Here is a 23,587-nt window from a genome sequence, read left to right as displayed (position 1 = left end):
TCTCCGTCGCCTCGAGATCCCGCGGGTTCGCGACTGCCGAGGTCGTTCAGCGCTTCGGCAGCGGGCGCTCCATGACGTCCATCTCGAGGTCCTGCACCGCCAGGTCGTCCGGATCCCCGGGGAAGGGGACGGCGGTGCCGGTGCGGACGAATCCGTGCCGCTCGTACCAGGCGTGCAGCTCCGGGCGCTCCTGAAGCACCTGGATCACCAGGACCGCCACGCCCGCGTTCGCGAGCAGCGCCGCCTGCGCCTCGAGGAGCCTGCCGCCGAGGCCCTGACCCTGCGCGGAGGGGTGGACGGCGAACAAGCCCAGTTCAGCACGTGAGAGCTGTTCGCTGCCGGTGGCTGATCCGTTCTCCGTGCGGGTGTAGCAGCAGCCCACTAGCTGCCCGTCGGCCTCGGCCACCAGCAAGGTCACGGCGGGATCGGACAGCATTGTGCGCACCTCGGCCTCGTCTGCGCGCGCTCCGCGGACGAGGTGGGCCTCGGTCGTCCAACCGCCCTCACCTCGGTAGGCCGCCTGGACGACGTCCACGATCGCCGGGACATCGCCCGTGCGGGCGTCGCGGATCTCCAGGGCAGCACCGGGAACGGTGCCTGCCTGCGGCCCCGGCGCTCGGGGCGCGTCAGCCCGCCCCTGCCAGGCGCTGTTGCGGGTTCGAGATTGCTGAGCGTTCATCAGAGCACTCCATGGCGGTCCAGCTCGGCCAGCAGGCCGTGCCCGTCGGGTGCCTGGACCGTCAGCGGCGCCTCACCCGCGTGGCGATACTGCTCCAGCGGCCGCAGGCTTCCGTGGGCCAGCAGCTGCTCGGACTCGGTCAGGCGGCGGATCGCGATCGCCTCCACCAGCTCGGGGCGGCGGGCGGAGAAGGAGGCGTAGATCGACGGGTCGTGCTGGCCGTCGTCGCCGACGAGGATCCACCGCATGTGCGGGAAGGACTCGGCAAGTCGCTCGAGGGCCTGGACCTTGTGATCGCGGCCGGAGCGGAACAGGCCGGTGTTCGTCGGGCCCCAATCGGTCAGCAGCAGCGGCCCGTCGGGGTAGCCGTTCTTGTACAGGAATCGTTTGAGCACGGGGAACACGTTCCAGGCGCCGGTGGAGAGGTAGACGACCGGCAGGGAGGGATGGCGCCGGGCGATGCGCTGGTACAGCATCGGCATGCCCGGCACGACCTGCCGTGTGGACTGGTGGACGACGAAGGCATTCCAGAACGCCAGCAGCGGCCGCGGCAGCCAGGTCACCATCACGGTGTCATCGATGTCGCTGACCAGACCCACGCGCGCCTCCGGGGAGAACACGGTGATGTCGGCGGTGACCTCGTTGCCCGGGACCGTCCACAGCACTGCGCGGTGGGTGCCCGGCTCCAGCGCGACGTCGAACTCCGCGTCGACGATGCCGGTGCGGTCCGCCCGCACGCGGAACTGACGGTCACCGATCAGGACGTGGACGGTGCGGTTCGGCGCCACCTGGCCGGCGAAGTTGCGCCAACCGCGCACCGCCATGGTCCGCATGTCATGGACAGGTTGGTCGTGGAAGTCCGCCGGGGTGCCGGGGGAGGCGTAGAGGACCTTGGCCAGCACCCTCACCCGGCCGGAGGTTCCGTATCCATGGAAGGGCTGCAGTCGCAGATCCCAGCCGAGCCGACGCAGGGCGCTGCCGACCGTGACGTTCTTGGCGTCCTCGAGCCGGGCGGCCCAGTGGGGGCGGCCCCGGTCCGATCTCGCCCCGACGGTGCGCAGCACGGCGCGCGGGGAGGGAACGCGGGAGACCACGCGCCGCGAGAGGGACACCGGGCCTCAGAGGGCGCGGGACATCTTCAGCCAGGCACCATCGGGATCGTCCTCGACGACCTCCCACCGATCACCGGTGTCGACGAAGCCGAGGCTCTCGTACAGCGACTGGGCGACCTCGTTGCCGGGGCCGACGTACAGCGTGACCGTGTCCGCCCCGTCCTGGCGGGCCCAGTCGAAGACGGCTTCGGCGAGATTCTGGGCGATGCCGGATTTGCGGGAGTTGGGGGTCACCCACATCGCCTGCAGCTCGCGCTCGTTGTCGGGGGAGTCCTCCTCGTGGCGCGCGGCCACGACAGCGACCGGCTGCCCGTCCTCGACGGCGAGGAACCAGGCCGCATCGCGCACGCGCTGCTCCCACACGGAGTCCTCGTACGTCGACTCCGTGTCCCAGCTCTGGCCGAAGGCGGCCGGGTCGGTGCTGAGAGACCGGAGCCGGATCTCGCGCACCAGCGGCCAGTCGTCGTCTTGGGCGCGGATGATGTCGGCCATCGCTGTCCTCCTGAGCCGTCGTTGCGTCGTCACGGGCCATCGTGCCCTGGTGATCATGCCCTGGCGAATACGCCGGCGCGGGCCCGTGGCACCGCAAGCACTCCCTCGAGCATTGTAGAGGCCATGGCGAATCGGCGCTCACAGCCGCTGATCGTTGACACAATGGCGCTCATGACGTCCCTCCGAGTCCTGACCGTGTGCACCGGCAATGTCTGCCGATCCCCGGCCGCTGCCGTGATGCTGCGGGAGGCGATCCGGGCCGAGGGGCTCGAGGACAGCGTCGAGGTGGGCTCCGCCGGCACCAGTTGGGAGGCGGAGGGGATGCCGATGGACGACCGCACCGAGCTGGCGCTCGAACATGCCGGGTACACCCGTCCCTTCGAGCACACCGCGCGCACCATCCATCTCACCGAGATGATGGCCTGGGATGTCGTGCTGCCGATGACGGCCGAGCAGGCGCAGGCGCTGCGCCGCATGGCGGACCAGCTGCCCGAGGACAGGGCGGCGCCGGAGATCGTGCTGTGGCGGCGCTTCGATCCGTCGGTGGCTCCCGAGCTGCTCGAGACGGATATTCCCGTCCCGGACCCGTGGTACGAGGGCCAGGCGGCCTTCGACCGCACGATCGTGGAGATGGAACGCAGCGTGCCCGAGATCATCGCGCACGTACGGGAGGTTCTCGCCCAGCGCTGAGCCGTCGGGTCCGGGGTACGCAGGGAACGGCTGCCCCGGCGAGGCGTTCGCCCCAGGGTCTCAGCGTCCCGCGCGCTTGGTTCCGCTGACGGAGGCCGCGCGCCGGCTCTGCCACGTGGCGCCGACGAAGCCGGCCGTGGTCAGGAAACCGATGCCGAGTGCGATGATCAGCACCTGCCGCATCCGGCCGAACGCCGAGTTCTCATCATTCGAGGAGATGGCGTTGAGCAGCTGGACGACCGGCCCACCCTCTTGCGCGGCCGACGCCGGCTGCGGCTCGGGTGGTGGCGGAGGGCTCTGATCGCCGTTGCCGCCATTCACCTCGGACGTCTCCGGTTCCTCCGACGGGTCTTCGACCTCGGTGGTGCCCGACGAGGTGGATTCGGTGTCCGTGGTGTCGGTGGTCTCCCTGGTGTCCTGGGTGTCGGAGCTGGATGGCTCCTCGCTGGGCACGGCCGGAGCTGGCTCCACCGGCTCCTCATCGTCAGGTCTGGCCGGCTGAGTCCGCTCCTGTGCGTCCTCGGCACTCTCCTCCTCGGCCGACGGGGTCTCGTCCTCGGGCGAAGGGCTTTCGGCGTCCTCGCTCTCGGAGGGGGTCGGGGTCTTCACGGGCGTGCCGGGGCGCTCCGACGGTGTCTCGTCCGTGGGCTCGGGGGACGGGGTCACGCTCGAAGACTCCTCCGGGGTCGGCGTGCCGCTGCTCGGTTCCCCGGATGTCGGTGCGTCGCTGCTCGGTTCCCCGGACGCGGACTCGTCGCCCGAGGGTTCCTCGGACGTCGGCTCCTCGATCGGCGTCGTCTCGGCGGTCGGAGACTCCGTCCCTGTCGAAGCGCTGGTCCTGGTCCGTTCCGGGACGTCTGGCGTACTATCGCCGCCCCCGGTGTCGGTATTGCCGGTGTTCGAGTCGCTATCGCCGCCGGCGTCGCCGTCCGGGTCGGCGGTGCCGTCACCGTCGGTGCCATCGGGATTGTTCTGGTCGGCGGTGCCGTCATCGGTGGTGCCGCCGGGGGTGTTCTGGTCGGTGTCGGCACCACCATCGGCGGTGCCGTCATCGGTGGTGCCGGCGCCGGTCGCGGGGTCTGTGTCGCCGCCTGTGCCGTCAGTGTTCGAGTCGTCGCCGTCGGCAGTGCCGTCGCCGTCCGTTGCGTCGCCCTGGTCGGCGGAGCTTCCGTCGCCTGCATCCTCGGAGCTGCCATCGCCATCGCAGTCCACGAGCTCGTCGGCGGCTTCGCACAGGCCATCGACGAGACCCGAGTCCCCGTCCGGAACGGAGTCCTCCTCGCCGGGCGTCTGGTTCCCGGAATCACCGGGCGGCTGGTCACCGGATTCGTCCGGCACCGGGTCAGCGTCGTCCGTGGCGGTGTCGGGTGGCGTGAGCTCGGTGTCGCCGGGATCGGCAGTCTCCGAGCCAGGGGCGATCGGATCGTCGATGTCGACCGTTCGCAGAGGGTTCTCGGCAGAATCGCCGTCGTCCGCCATGGCCGGGAGCGTCGCGGTGGGGAGCGCGATGGCGAGGGCAGCGGAACATGCACAAAGGCGTGTTCGCAGTCGCATCAGCGCGGTCCCCCCTCTCCTGGTCGCTGCCCCGTGGGCGCGTTCGACGTCATCTTCGGTGGGTCCGGCCGAGCATATTACCCTACCGAACTTTTACCTTCCCGGATCATCCTCCAAGCCGAGGGGCGGGGCGCGCAAGGGCTTGTGGATGGCGCCACCCTAGGGTGATGGGCGCAATATTGACCGTGGCTTTACGTATCCTTGACTGGTCACCTGCGGAAATGCTGAGACCGACCGCGCATGCTCCCAGGGCACGGCGTCACAGGGCGAGACGTCACTCGGCGAGCGCGTCGTCCACGAGCGCCTTCGCCGCGTCCTGGACCTGCGCGAGATGCTCCTCGCCGCGGAAGGACTCGGCATAGATCTTGTAGATGTCCTCGGTGCCGGACGGGCGCGCGGCGAACCACGCGGACTCGGTGGAGACCTTCAGCCCGCCGATGGCTCCGCCCGACGGGGCCTCGGTGATCGCGGAGACGATGGGCTCGCCGGCCAGCTCGGTCGCGGTGACCTGGTCGGCGCTGAGCGCTTTCAGCTTCGCCTTCTGCTCCCGGTCGGCCGGGGCGTCGACCCGCGCGTAGGCGCTGGCGCCGAACTCCTCGACCAGCTCGGCGTGCAGCGCACTGGGGGAGCGGCCGGTGACCGCGAGGATCTCCGAGGCCAGCAGGGCGAGGATGATGCCGTCCTTGTCGGTCGTCCATACCGACCCGTCGCGGCGCAGGAACGAGGCGCCCGCGCTCTCCTCCCCGCCGAAGCCGACGGAGGAGTCGATCAGTCCGGGAACGAACCACTTGAAACCGACGGGCACCTCGAACAGCTCGCGGCCGAGGGACGCGGTGACGCGGTCGATCAGGCCGGAGGAGACGAGGGTCTTGCCGACCTTCGCCCCGGCAGGCCAATTCGGGCGGTGCGCGTAGAGGTAGTTGATCGCGGTCGCCAGGTAGTGGTTGGGGTTCATCAGGCCGGCGTCGGGGGTGACGATGCCGTGCCGATCGGAGTCGGCGTCGTTGCCGGTGGCGATGTCGAACTCGGAGCGCTTCTCGAGCAGGGATGCCATCGCCCACGGGCTCGAGCAGTCCATGCGGATCTTCCCGTCCCGGTCCAGCGTCATGAAGGACCACTGCGGGTCGACCTCGGGGTTGACCACGGTGAGGTCCAGGTCGTGCAGCTCGCCGATCTCGGCCCAGTAGTCCACCGCCGCGCCGCCGAGGGGATCCGCACCGATGCGCACCCCGGCCCGGCGGATGGCGTCGAGATCCACCACGCTGGAAAGGTCCTGGACGTAGGTGTGGAGGTAGTCGTAGCGGCCCGCATCCTGCAGGGCCTTCTGGCGCCCGTGGCGCCGTACTCCGCGCAGCCGGTCCGCCAGCAACTCGTTGGCGCGGTCCGCGATCCAGCCGGTGGCCTCGGAGTCGGCGGGGCCGCCGTGCGGCGGGTTGTACTTGAATCCGCCGTCGCGCGGCGGGTTGTGGCTGGGGGTGACGACGATCCCGTCGGCCCGACCCGGGTCGCTCGCGGAGCGGTCGCGGTTGTGGACGAGGATCGCGTGGGAGACGGCGGGGGTGGGGGTGTACCCGTCCATTGTGTCGACCTGGGCGACGAGGTCGTTGCCGGCCAGCACCTCCAGCGCCGTGTCGAAGGCGGGTCGCGAGAGAGCGTGGGTGTCCCGGCCGATGAACAGCGGACCGCGGATGCCCTGCCCGGCGCGGTACTCGACGATCGCCTGGGTGGTGGCGGCGATGTGGTCCTCGTTGAACGCGGTGTCGAGGGAGGAGCCGCGATGACCGGAGGTGCCGAAGCTGACTGCCTGAGCAGGATCGGCGGGATCCGGATGGAGGTCGTAGTACGCGTCCAGGAGCGCATCGACGTCGACGAGATCCTCGGGAAGGGCCTTCTGGCCGGCACGGGGGTGCATGCTCACCACTCCATCCACGGTTGCGGGGTCTGAGGTCACTCTAGGTCAGCGCGGCGCCGGAGGACCCGGCACGGGTCGTTCCCTGAGACGCGCGCTGACGGGACGGCACCGGCGACGGAGGCGCCGCCACGAGGGGCGCCGGGACAAGCGGCACCGGGGCAGGTGGCGCCGGGACAGGGAGCACCGGGGTTGTGGCGCGGCAGGTTCAGCCGCGCCGGGTGCGCACCAGCAGCACGATGCCCACGATGACCAGCACGAGGCCGGCCAGCCCGGCGAGCACGCCGATGATCGGTCCGATCAGCAGCGGTCCGGCCATGCCGAGCAGGCTGTACGGGCCGAGATACGCCGGGGCGTCGGTGCCGGTGCAAGAGATCGTCACCGCAGTGTCCTCGGTCGCGACGACGCCCAGCACCTGCTCGTACTCCGTTCCATCGCCGAACCTGGTACGGCCGGAGGTGGGCACCGACGTGACGGCGTCCGAGCCCTCGGCGGTGCACCGCGCGTTCGCCGCATCCTCCGCGGGGACATAGACGATGACCATCTCGTTGGCGGCGACGTCGATCTCTCCGGTGCCGCCCTCGATCACAGCCGGCCCCTCGTCGGTATCGGCGACGATGGATCCGACGGACCACACGATGCCGCCGACGGTGGCCACGGGGCCGACGATCACCAGCAGGACGAGCCCGATGATCAGCGGCCACAGCCCGCGGCGCTTCGTGGGCCGTTCCGGCTGCGGCGGCTGCGGGGGCAGCGGCCCCGTCCTCGGCGCCGATCCGTCGGGAGCCCCCGGATCGCCACCGTCACGGTCGAAGGGTCCGGCCGACGGGCTCGATGCGCCCCAGCTGTTGCCGGAGCCGGGAGCATCCGACCCGCTGCGCGGTCCCTGGCCGGGAGCCGGACCGGACGGGGCCGGGCCCGGTAGCCCATAGGTCGGACGCTTCCGCGGGCTGGGCGTCGAGGACTCGCCGTCGGACATCTGGACTCCTTCGCGATTCGGACGCCGCCCAGGATAGCCGCCGTTTCTCCGAGGAGCCCCGGCGCCGGCAGCCGCGGCCGCCGGCGGGCTCAGCCGATCTGCAGCTCGAGCATCACCCCGGACAGGGCGGCCGCGAACACGCCCGTCACCACCGGCGTGGTCAGCCAGGTCACGACGATGGAGCGGGCGACCGCCCACCGGACGTGGCGCGGGCCCATGGCCACGCCCGCCCCGACCACGCTGGAGGCGAGGCTCTGGGAGCTGGAGATCGGGGACTCCAGGCCGAAGACGCCCAGCGTCATGAAGGCCACGGCCGAGGATTCCGCGGCCAGGCCCTGGGCGGTGGAGAGATCGGTCAGGCGCCGGCCGATGGTGCGGATGATCCGATGGCCGCCCATGAGCGTGCCGGCTGCCACGGCGACGGCCACGGGCAGCATGAGGGCCAGGGAGTCTCCGATGTGCAGGCCGGCGCTGGAGGTCGCGACGACGACCACGGCCAGGGGGAGGCGCGCGTCGCTGAGCCCGTGGCCGGTGGCCACCGCACCGGCGGAGACGGTCTGGGCGAAGCGGAGGTGCTCGATCCGCAGCCGCTCGCCCCTGCCCAGGGCGAGGATCCCGTGCATCAGCAGATAGGCGGCGAGAGCGGCGACCGCGGGGCCCACCACGGAGACGACGAGGATCGCCGCCAGCCGGTCCCAGGCGGCGGCCGCGCCGATCGCGAGCGAGGCCCCGATGGTGCCGCCGTAGAACGAGTGCCAGGTCGAGGACGGCATCCCGTACCACCACGTGATGATCTCCCAGCTGAGCGTGGCGACGAGGATGGAGACCAGGGCCATCCCGAGCACATCGGGTGCCCCGCCGGCCTGCTCCGCCAGTTCGCCGAGCCCCAGCAGGCTGACGGCCCAGTGTGCGGTCACGGCGAGCAGCAGCATGCCCAGCAGGGCTCCGAGGAGGTTGAGGACCGCGGCCATGGCCAGCGCGGTCGACTCCTTCAGCGAGCGGGTCGTGATGGCCGTGGAGACCGCGTTCGAGGCGTCGTGGAAGCCGTTGACGTACGCCATGACCAGTGCCAGGACGAGGACGATCGCAAGCAGGGCCGGCGACACTCAGGCGTCCTTGACGCGCAGCAGATCCGCGAGCCGGGCGGTGTGCTCCTGCAGGGCGATGGTGCGGCCGACGGATTCGATCACGTCGTGCAGGGGCAGCACCTCGGTCATCGCGCCGCCGCGCTTGTAGACCTCGGCCAGGGACTGTCGCACCAGCCGGTCGCCCTGGCGCTTGAGCTTGCGGATCTGGGTGTAGTAGTCACCCAGCTCCTGCACCCGGCTCAGCGACCAGGTCGCCGTGACGGTCAGCTCCGAGGCGCGTTCGATGCCCGTGGCCGCCTCGAGCAGCGGCGTGGGCAGAGCGCCGACGCGCGAGAGGACCAGCAGCTCAGCGGTGTGGTTCATCGCATCGACGGTGTCCGCGATGGTCAGGGAGATGTCGTAGAGCAGCTCCGCCTCATAGGGCGTGATCAGCGAGCGCGCCAGACGCTGGGCGATGCGCCGGCCGAGCTCCTCGGCGCGGGTGGACTGGTCGTGCAGCTTCGGGGTGATGCGGGTGCGCTCGCGGTAGCCGTGGCCGACCAGCTTGGAATGGGTGTCGGCGGCCTGGACCAGGAGTTCGGCGAGATCGCCGAACAGGTCGTACATCGGGCGTTCGGTCCGCCGTGGGAAGAACTGCACCAACTCAGGCCGCCTCCCCGCGCCCGTCGGCGCAGTACCTGCATCCGCCGTGCCCGAGAGCGGGGCGCTTGCTGTCCGTGTGAAGCTGGGGCGCCGGACCGGGATGCGCCTGTCGGCGCGAAGGCCGCTCGAAGCGGCAAATGTTGGAGCCCGGGGCAACCGCGGCCCGGCGCCTGACCATCGTAGGACACGGCGGTCGGGTGGACGCAAGCAGGGCCGCGGCGGACATGGCGCGTGCCACGTCCGGCCGGATCCTGCCGGCCACGGACCTCAATCCAGCTGACCGGCCTCGGCGTGCCGTCCCGCTGCGGCCAGCTCCTCGCCTGTCCGCAGCAGCCGTTCGGCCTGCCGGGTGCGCTCGTCGTCGCGGTCGTCGTCGGCCAGATGGGCGGTGCCGTGGGCGACGAGCGTGGCCACCGCTCCGGCCCGGGTCAGGGCCAGGGCGAGGTCGCCGGTGAAGGCACCGCGCAGGATCTCGTCCATCGTGCGACGCACCTGGTCGACGTCCGGCGGCTCGGCGAACCCGGAGAGGTAGCGCAGACCGGGAATGGTGCGGGAACCGGCGCGGTAGCGGTGGACGACGTCCTCGCTGTGGTGCTGGACCCAGGTGTGCAGCACGTACAGGCGCCACAGCGCTCCCGGGAGGGTGGTGGCGGGCGAGCTGGACCACAGCGCGGCCAGGTCCGCGAGTCCGCCGTCGGCCGCGAGGTGCATCACGCGCTGGACCACCTCCGGGTCCGAGCTGTGGAAGACGCCGTCCAGCAGCGCCTGCGCGGAGTCGTGCGCCATCTCGGTCGAGGCCGACGGGTCCGGTTCTCCGGGGATGGCGTCCGCGGTGGCGGGGAACAGGGGGGCCGGGCGACGGAAGCGGGGAGAGTTCGATCCGTGGGAGGGCATGGACGAAACTGTACGCACCGTCCTGCCTGCGCGCACGGGCCGATGGGCATGGGGAGAAGGGCCCATCGACCTGGTTCGCCGCGAGCATTAGCCTGGCTTCATGACCATTCCCCGGCAGATCGGCCCCGAGACGGGGCCGCGCACCGTGTTGCCCGACTACTCCCGCAGCAGTGCCACGGTCCAGCGGATGGTCTCGGACCTGTCGGGCGCGAAGCGCGGTCGTCAGACCGCCCGTCACGGTCGCGGAGAGATCCGAGCGCTGTTCCCGGCCGCCGCGACCCGGGATACGGCTGTGCGCGCCGTCGTGTCCGCCGCCGCCCTGGGGACGGCGCTCGTGCTGGCGGCGATCGGCGTCGCGCTCTGGCTGACGGTCGAGGAGGGCCACTCACCGGGGATCGGCCGGTTGCTGATCATGCTCTGCGTCGCTGTGGCGGCGCTGGTCCTGGGCCTGCTGGGACTGCGCTTCGGGGCCGTGGCCCTGGGGACGGCCCGTTCCCGCGTGGAGATCACCGAGGCCGGGCTGCGGGTGGTCGGCGCCGTGCGAGCCCGGGAGGTGCCGTGGGAGCGGATCCTCGCCGTCGAATCGCGAGTGGTCCACCCGGTGCATTGGCTGACGGCAGCGCTCCGGCTGCGTGACGGCTCTCGCGTGGTGATGCCGGCGTTCGATCGCCATATCTGGACCTACGGACAACCCTCCGGGCAGGACGTGCGCGCCTTGCGTCGCGAGCTGCATCGCCGGCAGCGGGCGACCGCCGGTCCGCTGTGAACGGCTGCGGCACGGGGCCGTCGGCGCTCTGCGCCCGGGCCGGCGAGCCCGGACCGGCGTTCTGAGCCTGGGCCGCCGGCGGTCCGGATCGCCTCAGGCGCCGGGAGCCGAGGGGGCACGGCTGACGCCGTCCTCCCACAGCAGCCGGACCGCCTCGCCGATGTCCTCGCGGGCGACGTCGGAGACGTTCAGGATCCCCTCGTCGTCCAGCGGCAGATGGCCGATCCGCCATGTGCGGTCCTGCTCGGTGTGGAACATCATCGGCACCGCCTGGTCAGGGGCGGAGATATCGGTGCGGCGCAGCGACACGGTGCGCTCGTGGCCCTCGTCGAGGAAGGCGATGACGATGTCGGCGACGGAGGCCGGTACGTGCGAGCGGTCGGGCAGCGCGGAGACCGCGAAGGAGTCCAGCTCGTCCTGGGTCAGCATCAGGATCGCATCGTTCGCCTTGATCACGAACGCCATCCGCATCGCCTCGCCCTCGGCCAGCGCGATGCCCAGCCACCGATCCGCGGCGGTCAGGGCCGTGGCCACGACCTGCCCCTCCTCGCCCAGCACCCACTGTCCATCGGCGGAGCGCGCCACCTTGCCGCGCGCCCGCAGACCCGAGGTGACTGCGGCGGTCACGAATTCCCTGGCCTCCTCGGGAGCGCTGCGGAGCCCGATCTGCTCCCGCGTGATCGCACCGTTCTCGGTCGCGCGCAGACTGAGCATGAACTCGATCTCGTAGGCCGTGTAGATGGTGATCTGCTCGTCCGTCGCGGTGCCGGCAGTCGTCTCGCTCATGGAATCCCCTCGATGCTCGGTCCCGGGGCGCTGGCTCGCGCCGGGGTCGTTGACACCGGAAGCATGTCAGAGACCGGGCCCAGGACGCACGTCTCTGCCCGTCGGCGCGCACGGAACCAAGGGCGCCGCCTCAGCGCGAGCACGCCGAGTCAGAGTGAGCGCACGGCGCAGCCGGCGCTCTGCACGGCGTCGGTCAATGCCTCGCCCCGGACCATGGACCGAAGCCTCTCGATGTCCTGGTGGACCGGCCGATCGCGCCCGGTCAGGACTTTCTCGCCGCTGAGTGCCGATCGGGCGATAAGGTCGCAGAATGACGGAGCGAGGCGCGGACCGAGAGGCGGGATCGCTCGCGGTCGATGATCTCGGCAGTGACAGCGTCCGCGCGGTCTACCGCGATCTGCTGCGGTTCGGGCCCCGCTCTCGCAGCGAGCTGACCTCCCGGCTCGGGCTGTCGGCCCCCACTGTCACCCGGGCGACACGCGAACTGCTGGACGCCCACCGTCTGCGTTCGCTGGAGAGCGTCGTGCGCCCCAAAGGGCGCCCGCACCAGCCCCTCGACATCGAGGAGAACCTCGGCCCTCGTTTCATCGGGGTCAAGGTCACCGCCGACGAGATCCACGCCATGGTCACCACGGTGCGCGGCAACGCTCTCGAGACCCTGGTGCTGCCGTTGGCCAATACCTCGCCCGAGACCGTGCTGACCTCGATCGCGACGCCCGTCGCCGCTCTCGCCGAAGCGCATCCCCGCCTGACCGTGGTCGGGGTCAGTCTCGGCGGCCGCGTCGCCGATCGCCGCACCGTCCTCTCCTCCACCCTGCTGGACTGGAGCGAACCGGTGGAACTCGCCGCGGCGCTCGAAGCGCGCCTGGACCTCCCGGTGGTCGTCGAGAACGACCTGCTGGCGATGGTCCACGGGCTGCACTGGTTCGGCATCGGTCGCGCGTATCGTTCCTTCGCCGTGCTCACGATCGGTGCCGGGGTGGCGATCGGCACCGTCCTGGACGGCCGGGTGGTCGAGGGGCACACCCGCCTGGCGGGACTGACCGAGCGGCTCCCCGTCGGCCTCGACCGGGACGGCGCGCTGCTGACGGTCGGCCGGGCGGCCCGCACCGACCAGGTGCTCGCGCGCGCTCGCGAGGCGGGGATCCTCACCGCCGACCAGGGCGTGGACGATCTGCGCCGGCGCGTGGCCGACGGTGACCGGGACGCCCTCGATCTCGTCCGGGGCCTGGCCCGCGCGCTCGCCTCCACCGCGGCCACCATCACCGCCCTGGTGGATCCCGAAGCCATCGTCCTCGGCGGGGAGACCCTCGACCTGGTCCGAGCCGCCGATCCGCTCTTCGAGGACGTGCTGCGCACGGACCTCGCACCGGCGCAGCGTGACATCGTGGTGCGTGACCTGCCGGGCGACTTCGACGAGTGGGCACGGGGCGCAGCCGTGATCGCCATCCAGGAGTTCGTCGGCCCCGACGCCTGATCCGCGGGCGGCGGCGACCGGGGGCGGGAGTCACTCGAACAGAGCGTTGACCCTCTCGTTGTACGCGGCGAAATCCGCCCCGTCGATCCGCCGCATCCAGCACTGGTCGAACGCCGGCTGCATGATCGACATGATCGAGGCGGAATTCTCCACCAGCGGGTACAGGCCCGTCTCGCCGTTCTTCACGCGGTCGGTGAACGGAGTGACGTCCAGCCCGTCGGCGGCGTAGCTGTCGATCGCGGTCTGCGTGCCCACATCGGTGGAGGGGAAGAACGGGGCGCGCTCGCCGATGATCCGCTGGGCCTCATCGGACGCGAGGTAGGCGATCAGGCGCGCCGCCTCCTCCTTGTTCTCCGATTGCGCGGAGATCGAGTCCCCGAGCCCGTTGAACATCGAGACCGGGTGCCCGAGCGGCCCGGCCGGCAGCGGGGCGATGCCGAGGTCGATGCCCTCGACGTTGTTGTAGGTGGTGATCATCCAGGAGCCGTCCGTGGCCAGGGCGGAGGAGCCGGACTGCAGCTGGGTCTGGGGAGGGCTGGAATCCCCGAACGTCCCGAACGGAGCCATGAAGCCCTTGTCGACCAGCCCGAAGTACCAGTCGATCGCAGCCACGAAGCGCTCGTCGTCGTAGTTGAATCGGGTGCCCCAGGTCTCCTCATCGGTGAACGTCCATCCGGTCATGAGCGCGAAATGCCCCCACGTGGTCTGGCCGACGTAGTCGGTTCCCGGCGCCACGGCCAGGCCGTACCGGGCCACGTTCGCCGGATCGAAGCCGTCCTGGTCCCCGCGCACGCCGTTGGCGTCCACGCTCAGCCGCGCCAGCATCTGTTCGAAGCTGCCGCCGTCCTCGGGGTTCCAGTCCAGGTTCGCCAGGTCCTCGGGGCTGAGCCCCTCCTCCTCGATCATGGCGAGGTCGTACATCACGGCGATCGTGTCGTAGTCCTTGGGGATCCCGTAGCGCGCACCGTCCGGGCCGGTCCACAGCTCCTGCAGGCCCTCCTGGAACCGGTCGGCCGGCAGGTCGTCGAGGGGCCCGATCCCGTCCAGCGGCGAGATCACACCGAGCTCGAGGAACTCGGGATACCGAGCCAGGTGATCCGCGAAGGCGTCGGGGCCCGCTTCGGCCACGAAGCTGGCCGTCAGCTTCGTCCAGTAGTCCTCCCAGCCCAGCTGGGTCACCCGCACGAAGACGTCGGGGTTCTCCGCCATGAAGGCGTCGATCGCCGCGGAGTAGGCGGGCAGTTGGTTGGCATCCCACAGCCAGTAGTCGATCTCGGTGGCGCCGGCGGGGGCAGCGACACCTCCGCACGCGGTCAGTGTGCCGGCGCCGGCGGCGCCTGCGGCGAGGGCAGCTGATCCCTGCAGCAGACGGCGGCGGCTGACGGCGCCGCCGCGGGCCGCGGACGGGGTGCGGGAGACGGGGTCGCGGTGGTTCCTGATACTCATGCCGGGGTACCTCACTTGATGCCGCTGAAGCCGATGGAATTGACGATCTTCTTCGCGAACAGCGCGAACAGGATCAGCATGGGCGCGGCCGCCACCAGGGTCGCCGCCATCAGTCCGGACCAGTCGGGGCCGGTCCCGGGGGCCTGCGCCCGGAAGACGCCGAGGGCGACGGTGAGCACTCGGGACTGGTCGGTGTAGGAGACCATCAGCGCCCAGAAGTACTCGTTCCACGCCGTCATGTACGTCAGCAGGGCCAGCGTGGCCAGCGGAGCGCTGGACATCGGCAGGATGAGCGTGAAGAACACCCTGACCTTGCTGGCGCCGTCGATCAGAGCGGCTTCCTCGACCTCGCGGGAGATGTTGTTGAAGAACTGGCGCAGGAAGAAGATCGCGAAGCTGGAGATGAACAGGGTCGGCAGCATGATCCCCAGCAGCGTGTCCACCAGGCCCAGGTTCTTGATGAGGATGAAGTTGGGCAGCAGCGTGAAGATCTGCGGGATCATCAGCGAGCCCAGGAAGATCATGAACACGGTGTCCCGCCCGCGCCAGTGCAGACGCGAGAAGGCGTAGGCGGCCATCGCGCACGAGAACGTCTGGACCACGGTGATGGTGGTCGCGACGATCACCGAGTTCAGCAGGTAGCGCCAGAAGTTGATCGAGGCGCCCGAGCCTCCCTCGGAGATCGCGGTCTCCACGTCCTGCATGCCGAAGACTCGCTCGAAGCCGCCGGTGTTCAGGCCCACGGGAAGCAGGCTGGCCGGATCGGTGCCCAGGGCATTGTTGCTGGAGAGCGCTGTGCGCAGCATCCAGTAGAAGGGGAACAGGGTGATCAGCAGGAAGATCACCATCACGGCCCAGGCGAGGATCTTGCCCCAGGGGATGCCGCGGCGGGGCCTCGTGATGGCGGAGTCGGCGGCGCGCGGCCCGGTGGGGGAGCCCTCGCGGACGTCGTCGGTGACCGGATGCGGTGCGGTGGTCATGATGTCCTCCCTCAGTCCAGGTCCGACTGGCCGGCACGGGTCATGCGGTACTGGGCGAAGGTGATCACCATGAGGATCACCAGCAGCGCCATGGACAGCGCCGCGGCGTACCCGAACTGGTACTGGCCGAAGGCGTTCTCGTAGATGTACATCTGCAGCACCTTCGAGGCGTCGGCGGGGCCGCCCTGGGTGGTCACCGAGACGGTGTCGAAGACCTGGAAGGACCCGATGATCGACATGATCAGCACGAGCGCGAGGATCGGTCGCAGCAGGGGCAGCGTGATCCGGCGGAACAGGCTGATCTCACCGGCCCCCTCGGTGCGGGCGGACTCGTAGAGGTGTCCGGGGATCGACTGCAGTCCGGCGAACAGCAGCAGCGCGGTGTACCCCATGTGGCGCCACACGTTGACCAGCGCCACGGTGGGGATCACCCAGGTCTCGCTGGACCAGAACGCGACCGGATCGAAGCCGATCCACTGCAGGAAGATGTTGAAGATGCCCAGCTGGGTGTCGAGGATCCACAGGAAGACGATCGCCGCGACGACGTTCGAGACCAGGTACGGGGCCAGCACCAGCGAGCGCAGGATGGTGGACTGGGTCAGGCGCTGCATGAGCACGGCGATCACCAGGGCCACCACGGTCTGGACGCCGATGTTGATGACCACGTACAGCACCGTGACCTTCAACGAGTTCCAGAACACCGGGTCGGTGAGCATGGCCCGGTAGTTCTCCAGCCCCACCCACGTGGGCGGGGTCAGCGTGGTGTACTCCGTGAAGGAGTAGTAGATCCCGGTCAGCAGCGGCCACACCAGGAACACCAGCAGGCCGACGGAGGCCGGGGCGATGAACAGCAGCGCCAGCTTCGTATCGTCCGGATGCCGGCGGCGGGTGGGGGCCGACCGCGTCGACGTCGTCGCGGTGGACATGGCTACCTTCTTTCGATCGGGTCGCCCGGACCACCTGGCCCGGGCAGGTGGTCAGTGCATCGGGGCGCGGGAGATGTCGATCAGCAGGGCCTGCTCGGGATCGAGCAGGGGAGCGGCGAGACCCGAGTGGGTCAGAGCGGCGCCGGGGACGAGCAGGCCGTCCTCGTCGGCGGCTCGGGTCATCCACGGCGGCATGGTCAGCCCCGACGGCCGCGGGCCGATCCGGACGGGGCGCAGACGATAGGTGACCGCCGGATCCAGGCCGGGGAACCGGAGCCGCTCGTGCTGGGACTCGGCGGACCGGCCGACGGCGGCGAGCGAGAACACGGCGCTGCCGCGGTCGGCCGCGACGACCCCGTGGACCCACAGGGCGCTCTCGCCACGATCGGCCCGCACCAGGTCACCGGTCAGCAGCAGCTCGCGGCGAGAGGTGTAGAAGGCGATCCACTCACGCAGCTCCTCCAGCTCCTCCTCGGTGGCGGCCGCCAGGTCCCATTCGATGCCGAGGTGGCCGAACACGGCGGTGGCCGCGCGGAAGCCGAGGGTGTGCAGACGGCCGGTGCTGTGCGACCGGCCGGAGGCGATGTGGCTGCCCATCAGCTCCAGCGGGATCAGCTGGGAGGTCCAGCGGTTCATCTGCTGGCGCTCGAGCGGATCAATGCAGTCCGAGACCCAGACCCGGTCGGTGCGTTCGAGGATCTCGAGGTCCACGCGGGCGCCGCCGGACGAGCACGATTCGATCTCCAGGCCCGGATGAGCCGCCTTCAGCTCGTCCATCAGCCGGTACGTCGCGAGGGTCTGCTCGTGGACGGCGGCGCGGCCGGTGGCGCGGGTGGCCGCCTCCAGCAGGTCGCGGTTGTGGTCCCACTTGAGGTAGTCGATGTCGTAGGTCTCCAGCAGCGCCGACATCTGGTCGCGCACGTGGGCGTAGGCGGCGGGGATCGACAGGTTCAGCACCTGCTGGTGGCGTGATTCCAGCGGGATCCGGTCCGGAGCGGGGGCCATGATCCACTCCGGGTGGGCGCGGGCGACGTCGGAGTCCTCGTTGACCATCTCGGGTTCGAACCACAGTCCGAATTCCATGCCCAGGCCGCGCACGTGGTCGATCAGCGGGCCGAGCCCGTCGGGCCAGACGTCGGCCGAGACGATCCAGTCGCCCAGCCCAGAGGTGTCGTCGCGCCGGGACCCGAACCAGCCGTCGTCCAGGACGTAGCGCTCGACGCCCAGCGCGGCGGCCCGGTCGGCCAGATCCGTGAGCCGGGCCAGGTCGTGGTCGAAGTAGACGGCCTCCCAGACGTTCAGGGTGACCGGCCGCCGGGGATCGACATGGTGCGGGCGGGAGCGCAGATGGCGGTGGAAGCGGTGGGCCACGTCGTCGAGCCCGGCGCCGTAGGAGGCATACAGCCAGGAGCCGACGTACTGCTCGCCGGCTCCCAGTCGTACCTCGCCGGGCAGCAGCAGCTCGCCGCCGCCGAGGAGACGGGTGCCGGTGTTGATCTGTTCGGCCAGGTGGCGATGGTTGCCGGAGTGGGCGGTGTGGACGGCCCAGGCTTCGCCGGTGCGGAACCCCAGGCCGGGCCGGGCGGCGTGCAGGACGTGGGCGGCGTCTGCGCCGGTGCGGCCGCGCCGGTTCTCACGCAGGTGGGTGCCGACGGTGAAGCGACTGCGCTGCGGGGTGCGCTCCTTGCCCCAGCGGCCCGCGAAGTCCAGCAGCTCGTCGGCGTCGCCCGGGACCGGCAGGGCGAGGGTGAGCTCGTCGAGGTCGTACGGCGTCTCGAGGGTGTTGGTCAGGGCGGCGCGCAATCGCAGCAATCCGGACTCGAGCAGCTCGATGTCCAGGGCGACGGCCAGGCCGAGGTCCTCGTCGGCCAGATCGACACGGAGCCGGGCAGGACCTGTCTCCACGTGCGGCGCGGTGAGCGGCCGGCCCTCGAGGTGCAGCGACCGCGTGACCAGGCGCGGCGCCCATCCGGAGCCGTCGGCCCGTGAGCCGGTCAGGCCGGGGCGCCCGATCCAGCCGTCGCACTGCTGAGGGATGATCCCGAGGCGCACCGGGACGTCCACGGCGTTGTTGGGGACGACGTCGACGGCAGCCTCGCACAGCGCGTCGAGTGCGGCCGCGCCGAGAGCTGCCGGCCGGCTCGAAGGTCCCGGTTCGCCCGCGGTGCCCGGTTCGCGCGCAGTTCCCGTCGGCCCGTCGCCGCCACTGGCGCCGAGAGCCGCGCCCCAGTGGACGATCGCCGGGATCCGGCCGTCGGTGACATCGAGGACCAGCGAGACCCCGGCCGCGGTGAGATGGACTCGGTGGGTGGCGCCCGCTCGGGGAGCGGTCACGGCGGTGTCCACGGGCGTCCGGCGTGGGGACATCATCGGCCTCCAGATGGGGCGGCGGCACGGTCCGGCGGGGTGGATGTCGACGGCGACAAGGACGGACCGTTAATTGAAACTATGAAACTAAACCGGCCGACGGACGTCAAGAGCCCGGCGGCACGCGATGCGGTCATGTCCTCGCCGAGGGGGCGTGCGGCGCTACGCTGGCGCTCACCCGATCCGGCCCCAGGAGTCCCAGATGATCTTCACCCAGTCCTCGAAGCTGCGCGACGTGTGCTACGAGATCAGGGGACCGGTGCCCGCCGAGGCCGCCCGGATGGAGACCGAGGGTCACAAGATCCTCAAGCTCAACATCGGCAACCCGGCGCCGTTCGGCTTCGAGGCGCCCGACGAGATCCTCGTCGACATGATCCGGAACCTGCCCACCGCACAGGGCTACTCGGACTCCCGAGGCATCCCGGCGGCGCGCCGGGCGGTCGCGCAGTACTACCAGACGCGCAGCATGCCGGGCATCGAGCTGAACGACGTCTACCTCGGCAACGGGGTCTCCGAGCTGATCCAGATGGTGTGCCAGGCCCTGGTCGACGACGGGGACGAGATCCTCATCCCGCAGCCGGACTATCCGCTGTGGACCGCCGCGGTGTCGCTCGCCGGGGGCCGGCCCGTGCACTACCGCTGCGACGAGGAGTCCAGCTGGTGGCCCGATGTCACCGATCTCGCCGACAAGGTCACCCCGCGCACCAAGGCGATCGTGGTCATCAACCCCAACAACCCCACCGGGGCCGTCTACCCCGAGCACGTGCTGCGCGACATCGTCGAGGTCGCGCGCAAGCACGGCCTGATGATCCTGGCCGACGAGATCTACGACAAGATCCTCTACGACGACGTGGTCCACACCCCGGTCGCCTCGCTCGCCCCCGATCTGTTCACGATCACCTTCAACGGACTCTCGAAGGCCTATCGGGTGGCGGGATTCCGCGCCGGCTGGATGACGCTGTACGGACCCAAGGACGACGCCACCAGTTTCATCGAGGGCCTGGACGTGCTGGCCAACATGAGGCTGTGCCCCAACGTGCCCGCCCAGCACGTGGTGGCCACGGCGTTGGGCGGTTACCAGTCGATCAATGACTTGCTGCTGCCCGGCGGCAGGCTGCGGGAGCAGCGGGACGTGGCCTACGAGGGCCTGAGCCAGATCGACGGGGTCAGCGTCGTCAAGGCCCAGGGTGCGCTGTACATGTTCCCCAAGATCGACCGCGAGATGTACGCGATCGAGGACGACGAGCAGTTCGCCTACGACCTGCTGCGTTCACAGAAACTGCTGGTCACGCACGGCACCGGGTTCAATCTCGACACCTCGGACCACTTCCGGCTGGTCACGCTGCCCCACGCGGAGCTGCTGGCCGACGCCGTCGACCGCATCGCCGACCACCTCGCCTCGATCCGCCGCTGACCGCGCCGGCCGGCCCAGCGGCACGGCGGACCGTGCCTGCGTCCACAGCGGACCGTGCTTCTGGCCGGACCGTGTCCGTCAACGGGACGCTCATCGCATCTGCCGTGCACATGTCACGGCAGATGCGCCAGGCGTACCGCGCGTGGACAGTCGGCGGCGCGAGCGGGCTCGGACGGGCTGGTAGGTGGCCGCGGCCAGCCCAGGCAGGCTGGAAGGTGCGGCCTGCCGCGGGCAACCCGGGCACGTGGTGCCTGGCGCGAGCGTCCCGGGCGCGGTGCGCCGGATCCGGCACTTCGTCAGGCGCGGGAGGGCTCCTGCATGCCTTCGCGGGAGACGCGGACCATCTCCTCGCGCTCGACGACCTTGATGCGGGCACGGGGCTCGCCGTCGGCATCGACCGCGGCGGCGCCGAGGCTTCTCTCGTGCTCGTCGAGGCTGGTCCAGCCCTCCCAGGTCGTGTACTGCACGCCCCGGTCCTCGAGCAGGCGCAGGATCGCGTCCTCCTCCCGCTCGGGCGCGGCGGAGAGAGTGCCGGCGGCGATGTCCTCGTGCAGCGAGTTGATGGTCTCGATCGCGTCGGATTTCGTGGCGCCGATCAGGCCCACCGGGCCGCGCTTGATCCAGCCGTTGGCGTAGACGCCGGGCACCACGGTGCCGTCGGCCTCGGTGACGCGACCGGCGACGTTGTGGATCACGCCGCGCTGGGGGTCGTAGGGGACGCCCGGCAGCTCGGAGCCGAAGTAGCCCACGGCGCGGTAGACGGCGCCCTGCTCGTAGTCGATGTACTCGCCGGTGCCCTCGACGCGACCGTCGGCGTCCAGGCGGGTGCGCTCGAAGCGCATCCCGGTGACCGTGCCGTCCTCGCCGAGCACCTCGACGGGGCGGTGCCAGAAGTGCATGTGCAGCCGGCGCTGGACGGGGCCGCCGTGCATGTCGGTGGGCTCCTCGCCGGCGGCCTCGCGGCGCTGCTGCTCCTCGAGCCACCCGGCGAAGGTCGAGACGACCTGGTCGGTGCGCTTGTCCGCCTTGATCGCCTCCCACTCGGCCTCGGTGATCTGCTCGAGGTCGCGGGGGTCCATGACGACCTGCAGGCCCTTGGGGTGGGCGAGCTCGCGGGCCTCCAGCGGCGAGAACTTGGTCTGCGCGGGGCCGCGACGGCCGAAGATGTGCACGTCGGTGGTCGGGGCGGCGCGCAGGCCCTCGTAGACGTTGGCGGGGATCTCGGTGCGCAGCAGCTCGTCGGCGCTCTTGGAGAGCACGCGGGAGACGTCGAGGGCGACGTTGCCGTTGCCGATCACCGCGACCTGCTCCGCCTCGAGCGGCCAGGTGCGCGGGTAGTCCGGGTTGCCGTCGTACCAGGCGACGAAGTCGGCGGCGCCGTAGGAGCCCTCCAGCTCGATGCCGGGGATGTCGAGGTCGGCGTCCTTGAGGGCGCCGGTGGCGAAGATGACCGCGTCGTAGTGGGCGCGCAGGTCGTCGGCCGTGAGGTCCGTGCCGAACTCGACGTCCCCGAGGAAGCGGATGTCGCCGCGTCCCAGGATGCGGTGCAGGGCGGTGATGATGCCCTTGATGCGCGGGTGGTCGGGGGCGACTCCGTAGCGGATCAGGCCGAAGGGCGCGGGGAGGCGGTCGAAGAGGTCGATGCTGACCTCGAGCTCACCGCTCTTGACCGGCTCTGAGCGCAGCAGGGTCTCGGCGGCGTAGACGCCGGCCGGGCCGGAGCCGATGACTGCCAGACGGAAGGGCTGCTGGGAGAAGGACATCTCACCTCGGTCTCGTGGCGCAGGAGCGCCGGGTCGGGTGCGTCGTCGAGCGCGCGAAGATTTCCGCACCACTGTATACGCGAAAATCGTGGCGTTCCCGGCCGGTGTGAGCTGGCAGACGCCTCGTGGCCCGGCCCGAGTCGCAGGGACGCGATCCGAGCCCATGCCGGCCGATGCGGCCAGCGGGCGTGACCTGGATCTTCGCCGCCGCGCCGTCCAGGACGCCGGCCGACGCAGCGGTTCTCGGCGCCGTGAAGGCCGAAGTCGGCGGATGACGCCGCGTGACAGGCGCGCTCAGCATCGCCGGGCTCGACCCGCCTCGCCCGATGCCGCGCCACGGGCTCCCGCCCCTCAGGGCTCGGCCTCGCGCGACACCGCGCCACATGGCTCGGCCCCTCAGGGATCAGCCGCGCCCGTCCTCGCGCCTCTCGTGCGCGCGACGCTGGTCCTCGGCCACCAGATCGTCGTCGCCGCGTCGGTAGGAGGCCCAGAAGTAGGCCGCCACGAGCACCGCGCCGCCGACGATGTTGCCCAGGATCACCGGGATGAGGTTGTTCCACAGGGCGGAGCCGACCGTCAGGGATGCGTAGGTGCCGACGTCGACGCCTGCGTCCTGCAGTGCCTGCCCGGCCCAGAAGGAGTCCCCGGCGGCCGCCTTGATCAGCAGCCCCATGGGCAGGATGAACATGTTGGCCACGGAGTGCTCGAAGCCGGTGGCGACGAACAGGGCGATGGGGCCGATGACCGCGAGGATCTTGTCCGTGACGGTCTTGCCGGCGGTGGCGACCCACACCGCCAGGCACACGGCGAAGTTGGCGAGGATCGCCAGGAAGAACGCCTGATGCCAGTCGTAGGAGACCTTGGCCTGCGCCGTGTCCAGGACGACCAGGCCCCACGCGGAGTCGTTGCCGGTGTGGGTGCCGGCGAACAGCAGCAGCAGGGCCACGGCGAGCGATCCGATGAAGTTGCCTCCGGCCGACATGCCCCAGTGCCCCAGCATGCGGCCGGTCGGGATCCGCTTGGACAGCCACGGCATGAACGTCATGGTGGTCCCGGTGAACAGGTCCGAGCCGCTGATGACGACGAGGCCCAGGCCGACGGAGAACGCGATGCCGCCGATGAGCTTCGCCGCCCCGACGGGCCAGGCGTCCATGCCCTGCTGGGTGGTCACCATGAACACGAAGCCCAGGGCGATGTAGGCGCCGCCGCTCAGGGTCAGCAGGAACATCCGGCCCAGCGGCGCGGTGGCTTTGGCGACGAGGCTGTCCTCGAGCACGTCCGCCAGCGCGTCGGGCTTGGGGATGACGGGCGAGGGCGGTTTCGCGGCGGCGTCCGCCGGCTCGGGGGAGGAGGTGGAGGCCATCGGGAGTCCTTCGCGGGCGCGGCACGAGCTCGGTCACGGGCGGTGGGGGCGCGGTGCGATGGCCTGCCTCTGCCCGACAGGCCACGGCGCCGACGCAGCGTCAGGCTATGTCGCCGCCGGCCCGGCGGGCTACGTTTCCACCGCCCGGTCGGCTGGAGAGTTCGCCGTGCGCTCGCAGGCCTGTCGTCGACCTCGCGTCCCGCATCCCGACCTGGCAGCCCCGCTATGGGCTCGTAGCCCTCTCCCTCATCGCGTGCCCG

Annotated in this window: 20 protein-coding genes; 4 read left to right on the top strand and 16 right to left on the bottom strand. The window is 70.8% G+C overall.

The features are described from left to right. Positions 1–46: 46 nt before the first annotated feature. From ACFQS2_RS09030 to ACFQS2_RS09020, 3 genes are read right to left on the bottom strand one after another with little or no spacing between them, the layout of a single operon-like run. Complete coding sequence (locus ACFQS2_RS09030; RefSeq protein ID WP_377793440.1) at positions 47–679, bottom strand: GNAT family N-acetyltransferase; 633 nt, start codon at positions 677–679, stop codon at positions 47–49. After that, positions 679–1,791: an App1 family protein gene (locus ACFQS2_RS09025; protein ID WP_377016071.1), complete on the bottom strand. Its 1,113-nt coding sequence runs from the start codon at positions 1,789–1,791 to the stop codon at positions 679–681. Before ACFQS2_RS09025 ends, ACFQS2_RS09030 begins: the two co-directional genes overlap by 1 nt. A 6-nt stretch (positions 1,792–1,797) precedes the next feature. After that, positions 1,798–2,283 carry a GNAT family N-acetyltransferase gene (locus ACFQS2_RS09020; RefSeq protein ID WP_377016073.1) on the bottom strand — a complete coding sequence of 162 codons (486 nt, stop codon included), beginning with the start codon at positions 2,281–2,283 and terminating at the stop codon, positions 1,798–1,800. Positions 2,284–2,454: 171 nt separating this feature from the next. Here ACFQS2_RS09020 and ACFQS2_RS09015 point away from each other — a divergent pair, with 171 nt between their 5' ends. After that, positions 2,455–2,973, top strand: coding sequence for a protein tyrosine phosphatase (locus tag ACFQS2_RS09015; protein ID WP_377793439.1), 519 nt, complete (start codon positions 2,455–2,457; stop codon positions 2,971–2,973). 60 nt (positions 2,974–3,033) lie between these two features. Here ACFQS2_RS09015 and ACFQS2_RS09010 read toward each other — a convergent pair whose 3' ends face one another. The 6 genes from ACFQS2_RS09010 to ACFQS2_RS08985 all read right to left on the bottom strand — a co-directional run bounded on the left by ACFQS2_RS09010 (position 3,034) and on the right by ACFQS2_RS08985 (position 10,039). After that, the gene (locus ACFQS2_RS09010; protein ID WP_377793438.1) at positions 3,034–4,452 is read right to left on the bottom strand and encodes a hypothetical protein; all 1,419 of its coding nucleotides are present in this window, start codon (positions 4,450–4,452) and stop codon (positions 3,034–3,036) included. 349 nt (positions 4,453–4,801) lie between these two features. Beyond that, complete coding sequence (gene pgm, locus ACFQS2_RS09005) at positions 4,802–6,439, bottom strand: phosphoglucomutase (alpha-D-glucose-1,6-bisphosphate-dependent) (protein WP_377793467.1); 1,638 nt, start codon at positions 6,437–6,439, stop codon at positions 4,802–4,804. Between the two features lie 205 nt (positions 6,440–6,644). Next, positions 6,645–7,415, bottom strand: coding sequence for a hypothetical protein (locus ACFQS2_RS09000; protein WP_377793437.1), 771 nt, complete (start codon positions 7,413–7,415; stop codon positions 6,645–6,647). 89 nt (positions 7,416–7,504) lie between these two features. Beyond that, positions 7,505–8,521, bottom strand: coding sequence for an anion permease (locus tag ACFQS2_RS08995; protein ID WP_377793436.1), 1,017 nt, complete (start codon positions 8,519–8,521; stop codon positions 7,505–7,507). Next, positions 8,522–9,109, bottom strand: a complete 588-nt coding sequence (locus ACFQS2_RS08990) for a hypothetical protein (protein ID WP_377793435.1) — start codon at positions 9,107–9,109, stop codon at positions 8,522–8,524. Between the two features lie 303 nt (positions 9,110–9,412). Beyond that, positions 9,413–10,039, bottom strand: a complete 627-nt coding sequence (locus ACFQS2_RS08985) for a hypothetical protein (protein ID WP_377016085.1) — start codon at positions 10,037–10,039, stop codon at positions 9,413–9,415. A gap of 100 nt (positions 10,040–10,139) precedes the next feature. Between ACFQS2_RS08985 and ACFQS2_RS08980 the strand changes: the two genes are divergently transcribed. Then, positions 10,140–10,805, top strand: coding sequence for a PH domain-containing protein (locus tag ACFQS2_RS08980; RefSeq protein WP_377793434.1), 666 nt, complete (start codon positions 10,140–10,142; stop codon positions 10,803–10,805). Between the two features lie 93 nt (positions 10,806–10,898). Here ACFQS2_RS08980 and ACFQS2_RS08975 read toward each other — a convergent pair whose 3' ends face one another. Then, the gene (locus ACFQS2_RS08975) at positions 10,899–11,591 is read right to left on the bottom strand and encodes a hypothetical protein (protein ID WP_377793433.1); all 693 of its coding nucleotides are present in this window, start codon (positions 11,589–11,591) and stop codon (positions 10,899–10,901) included. 310 nt (positions 11,592–11,901) lie between these two features. Here ACFQS2_RS08975 and ACFQS2_RS08970 point away from each other — a divergent pair, with 310 nt between their 5' ends. Continuing rightward, entirely contained in the window at positions 11,902–13,068 is a 1,167-nt protein-coding gene (locus ACFQS2_RS08970) for an ROK family protein (protein WP_377793432.1), read from the top strand. A gap of 30 nt (positions 13,069–13,098) precedes the next feature. On the opposite strand, the gene ACFQS2_RS08965 is transcribed toward ACFQS2_RS08970, so the two are convergent. The 4 genes from ACFQS2_RS08965 to ACFQS2_RS08950 are packed head-to-tail and all read right to left on the bottom strand — an operon-like array spanning position 13,099 to position 18,787. Next, positions 13,099–14,514 carry an ABC transporter substrate-binding protein gene (locus ACFQS2_RS08965; RefSeq protein WP_377793431.1) on the bottom strand — a complete coding sequence of 472 codons (1,416 nt, stop codon included), beginning with the start codon at positions 14,512–14,514 and terminating at the stop codon, positions 13,099–13,101. 11 nt (positions 14,515–14,525) lie between these two features. Further along, on the bottom strand, positions 14,526–15,494 hold the full coding sequence (locus ACFQS2_RS08960) for a carbohydrate ABC transporter permease (protein ID WP_377016095.1): 969 nt from the start codon (positions 15,492–15,494) through the stop codon (positions 14,526–14,528). 11 nt (positions 15,495–15,505) lie between these two features. Continuing rightward, a complete protein-coding gene (locus tag ACFQS2_RS08955) occupies positions 15,506–16,420 on the bottom strand; it encodes a carbohydrate ABC transporter permease (RefSeq protein WP_377793430.1) in 915 nt (304 codons plus the stop codon). A 51-nt stretch (positions 16,421–16,471) separates the two neighbouring features. Further along, positions 16,472–18,787: an alpha-galactosidase gene (locus ACFQS2_RS08950; protein ID WP_377793466.1), complete on the bottom strand. Its 2,316-nt coding sequence runs from the start codon at positions 18,785–18,787 to the stop codon at positions 16,472–16,474. 202 nt (positions 18,788–18,989) lie between these two features. Here ACFQS2_RS08950 and ACFQS2_RS08945 point away from each other — a divergent pair, with 202 nt between their 5' ends. Further along, positions 18,990–20,201 carry a pyridoxal phosphate-dependent aminotransferase gene (locus ACFQS2_RS08945; RefSeq protein WP_377016101.1) on the top strand — a complete coding sequence of 404 codons (1,212 nt, stop codon included), beginning with the start codon at positions 18,990–18,992 and terminating at the stop codon, positions 20,199–20,201. Between the two features lie 296 nt (positions 20,202–20,497). Here the strand turns inward: ACFQS2_RS08945 and ACFQS2_RS08940 are convergent, their stop codons facing one another. Further along, positions 20,498–21,964: an FAD-dependent oxidoreductase gene (locus tag ACFQS2_RS08940; protein WP_377793429.1), complete on the bottom strand. Its 1,467-nt coding sequence runs from the start codon at positions 21,962–21,964 to the stop codon at positions 20,498–20,500. 403 nt (positions 21,965–22,367) lie between these two features. After that, positions 22,368–23,327, bottom strand: a complete 960-nt coding sequence (locus ACFQS2_RS08935; protein ID WP_377793428.1) for a formate transporter FocA — start codon at positions 23,325–23,327, stop codon at positions 22,368–22,370. Positions 23,328–23,587 lie beyond the last annotated feature (260 nt).

Source organism: Brachybacterium sp. GCM10030267, from assembly GCF_042666875.1.
Taxonomy (GTDB): domain Bacteria; phylum Actinomycetota; class Actinomycetes; order Actinomycetales; family Dermabacteraceae; genus Brachybacterium.
Note: the sequence above shows the minus strand (reverse complement) of the source record. Positions and strands in the feature narration are given on the sequence as shown.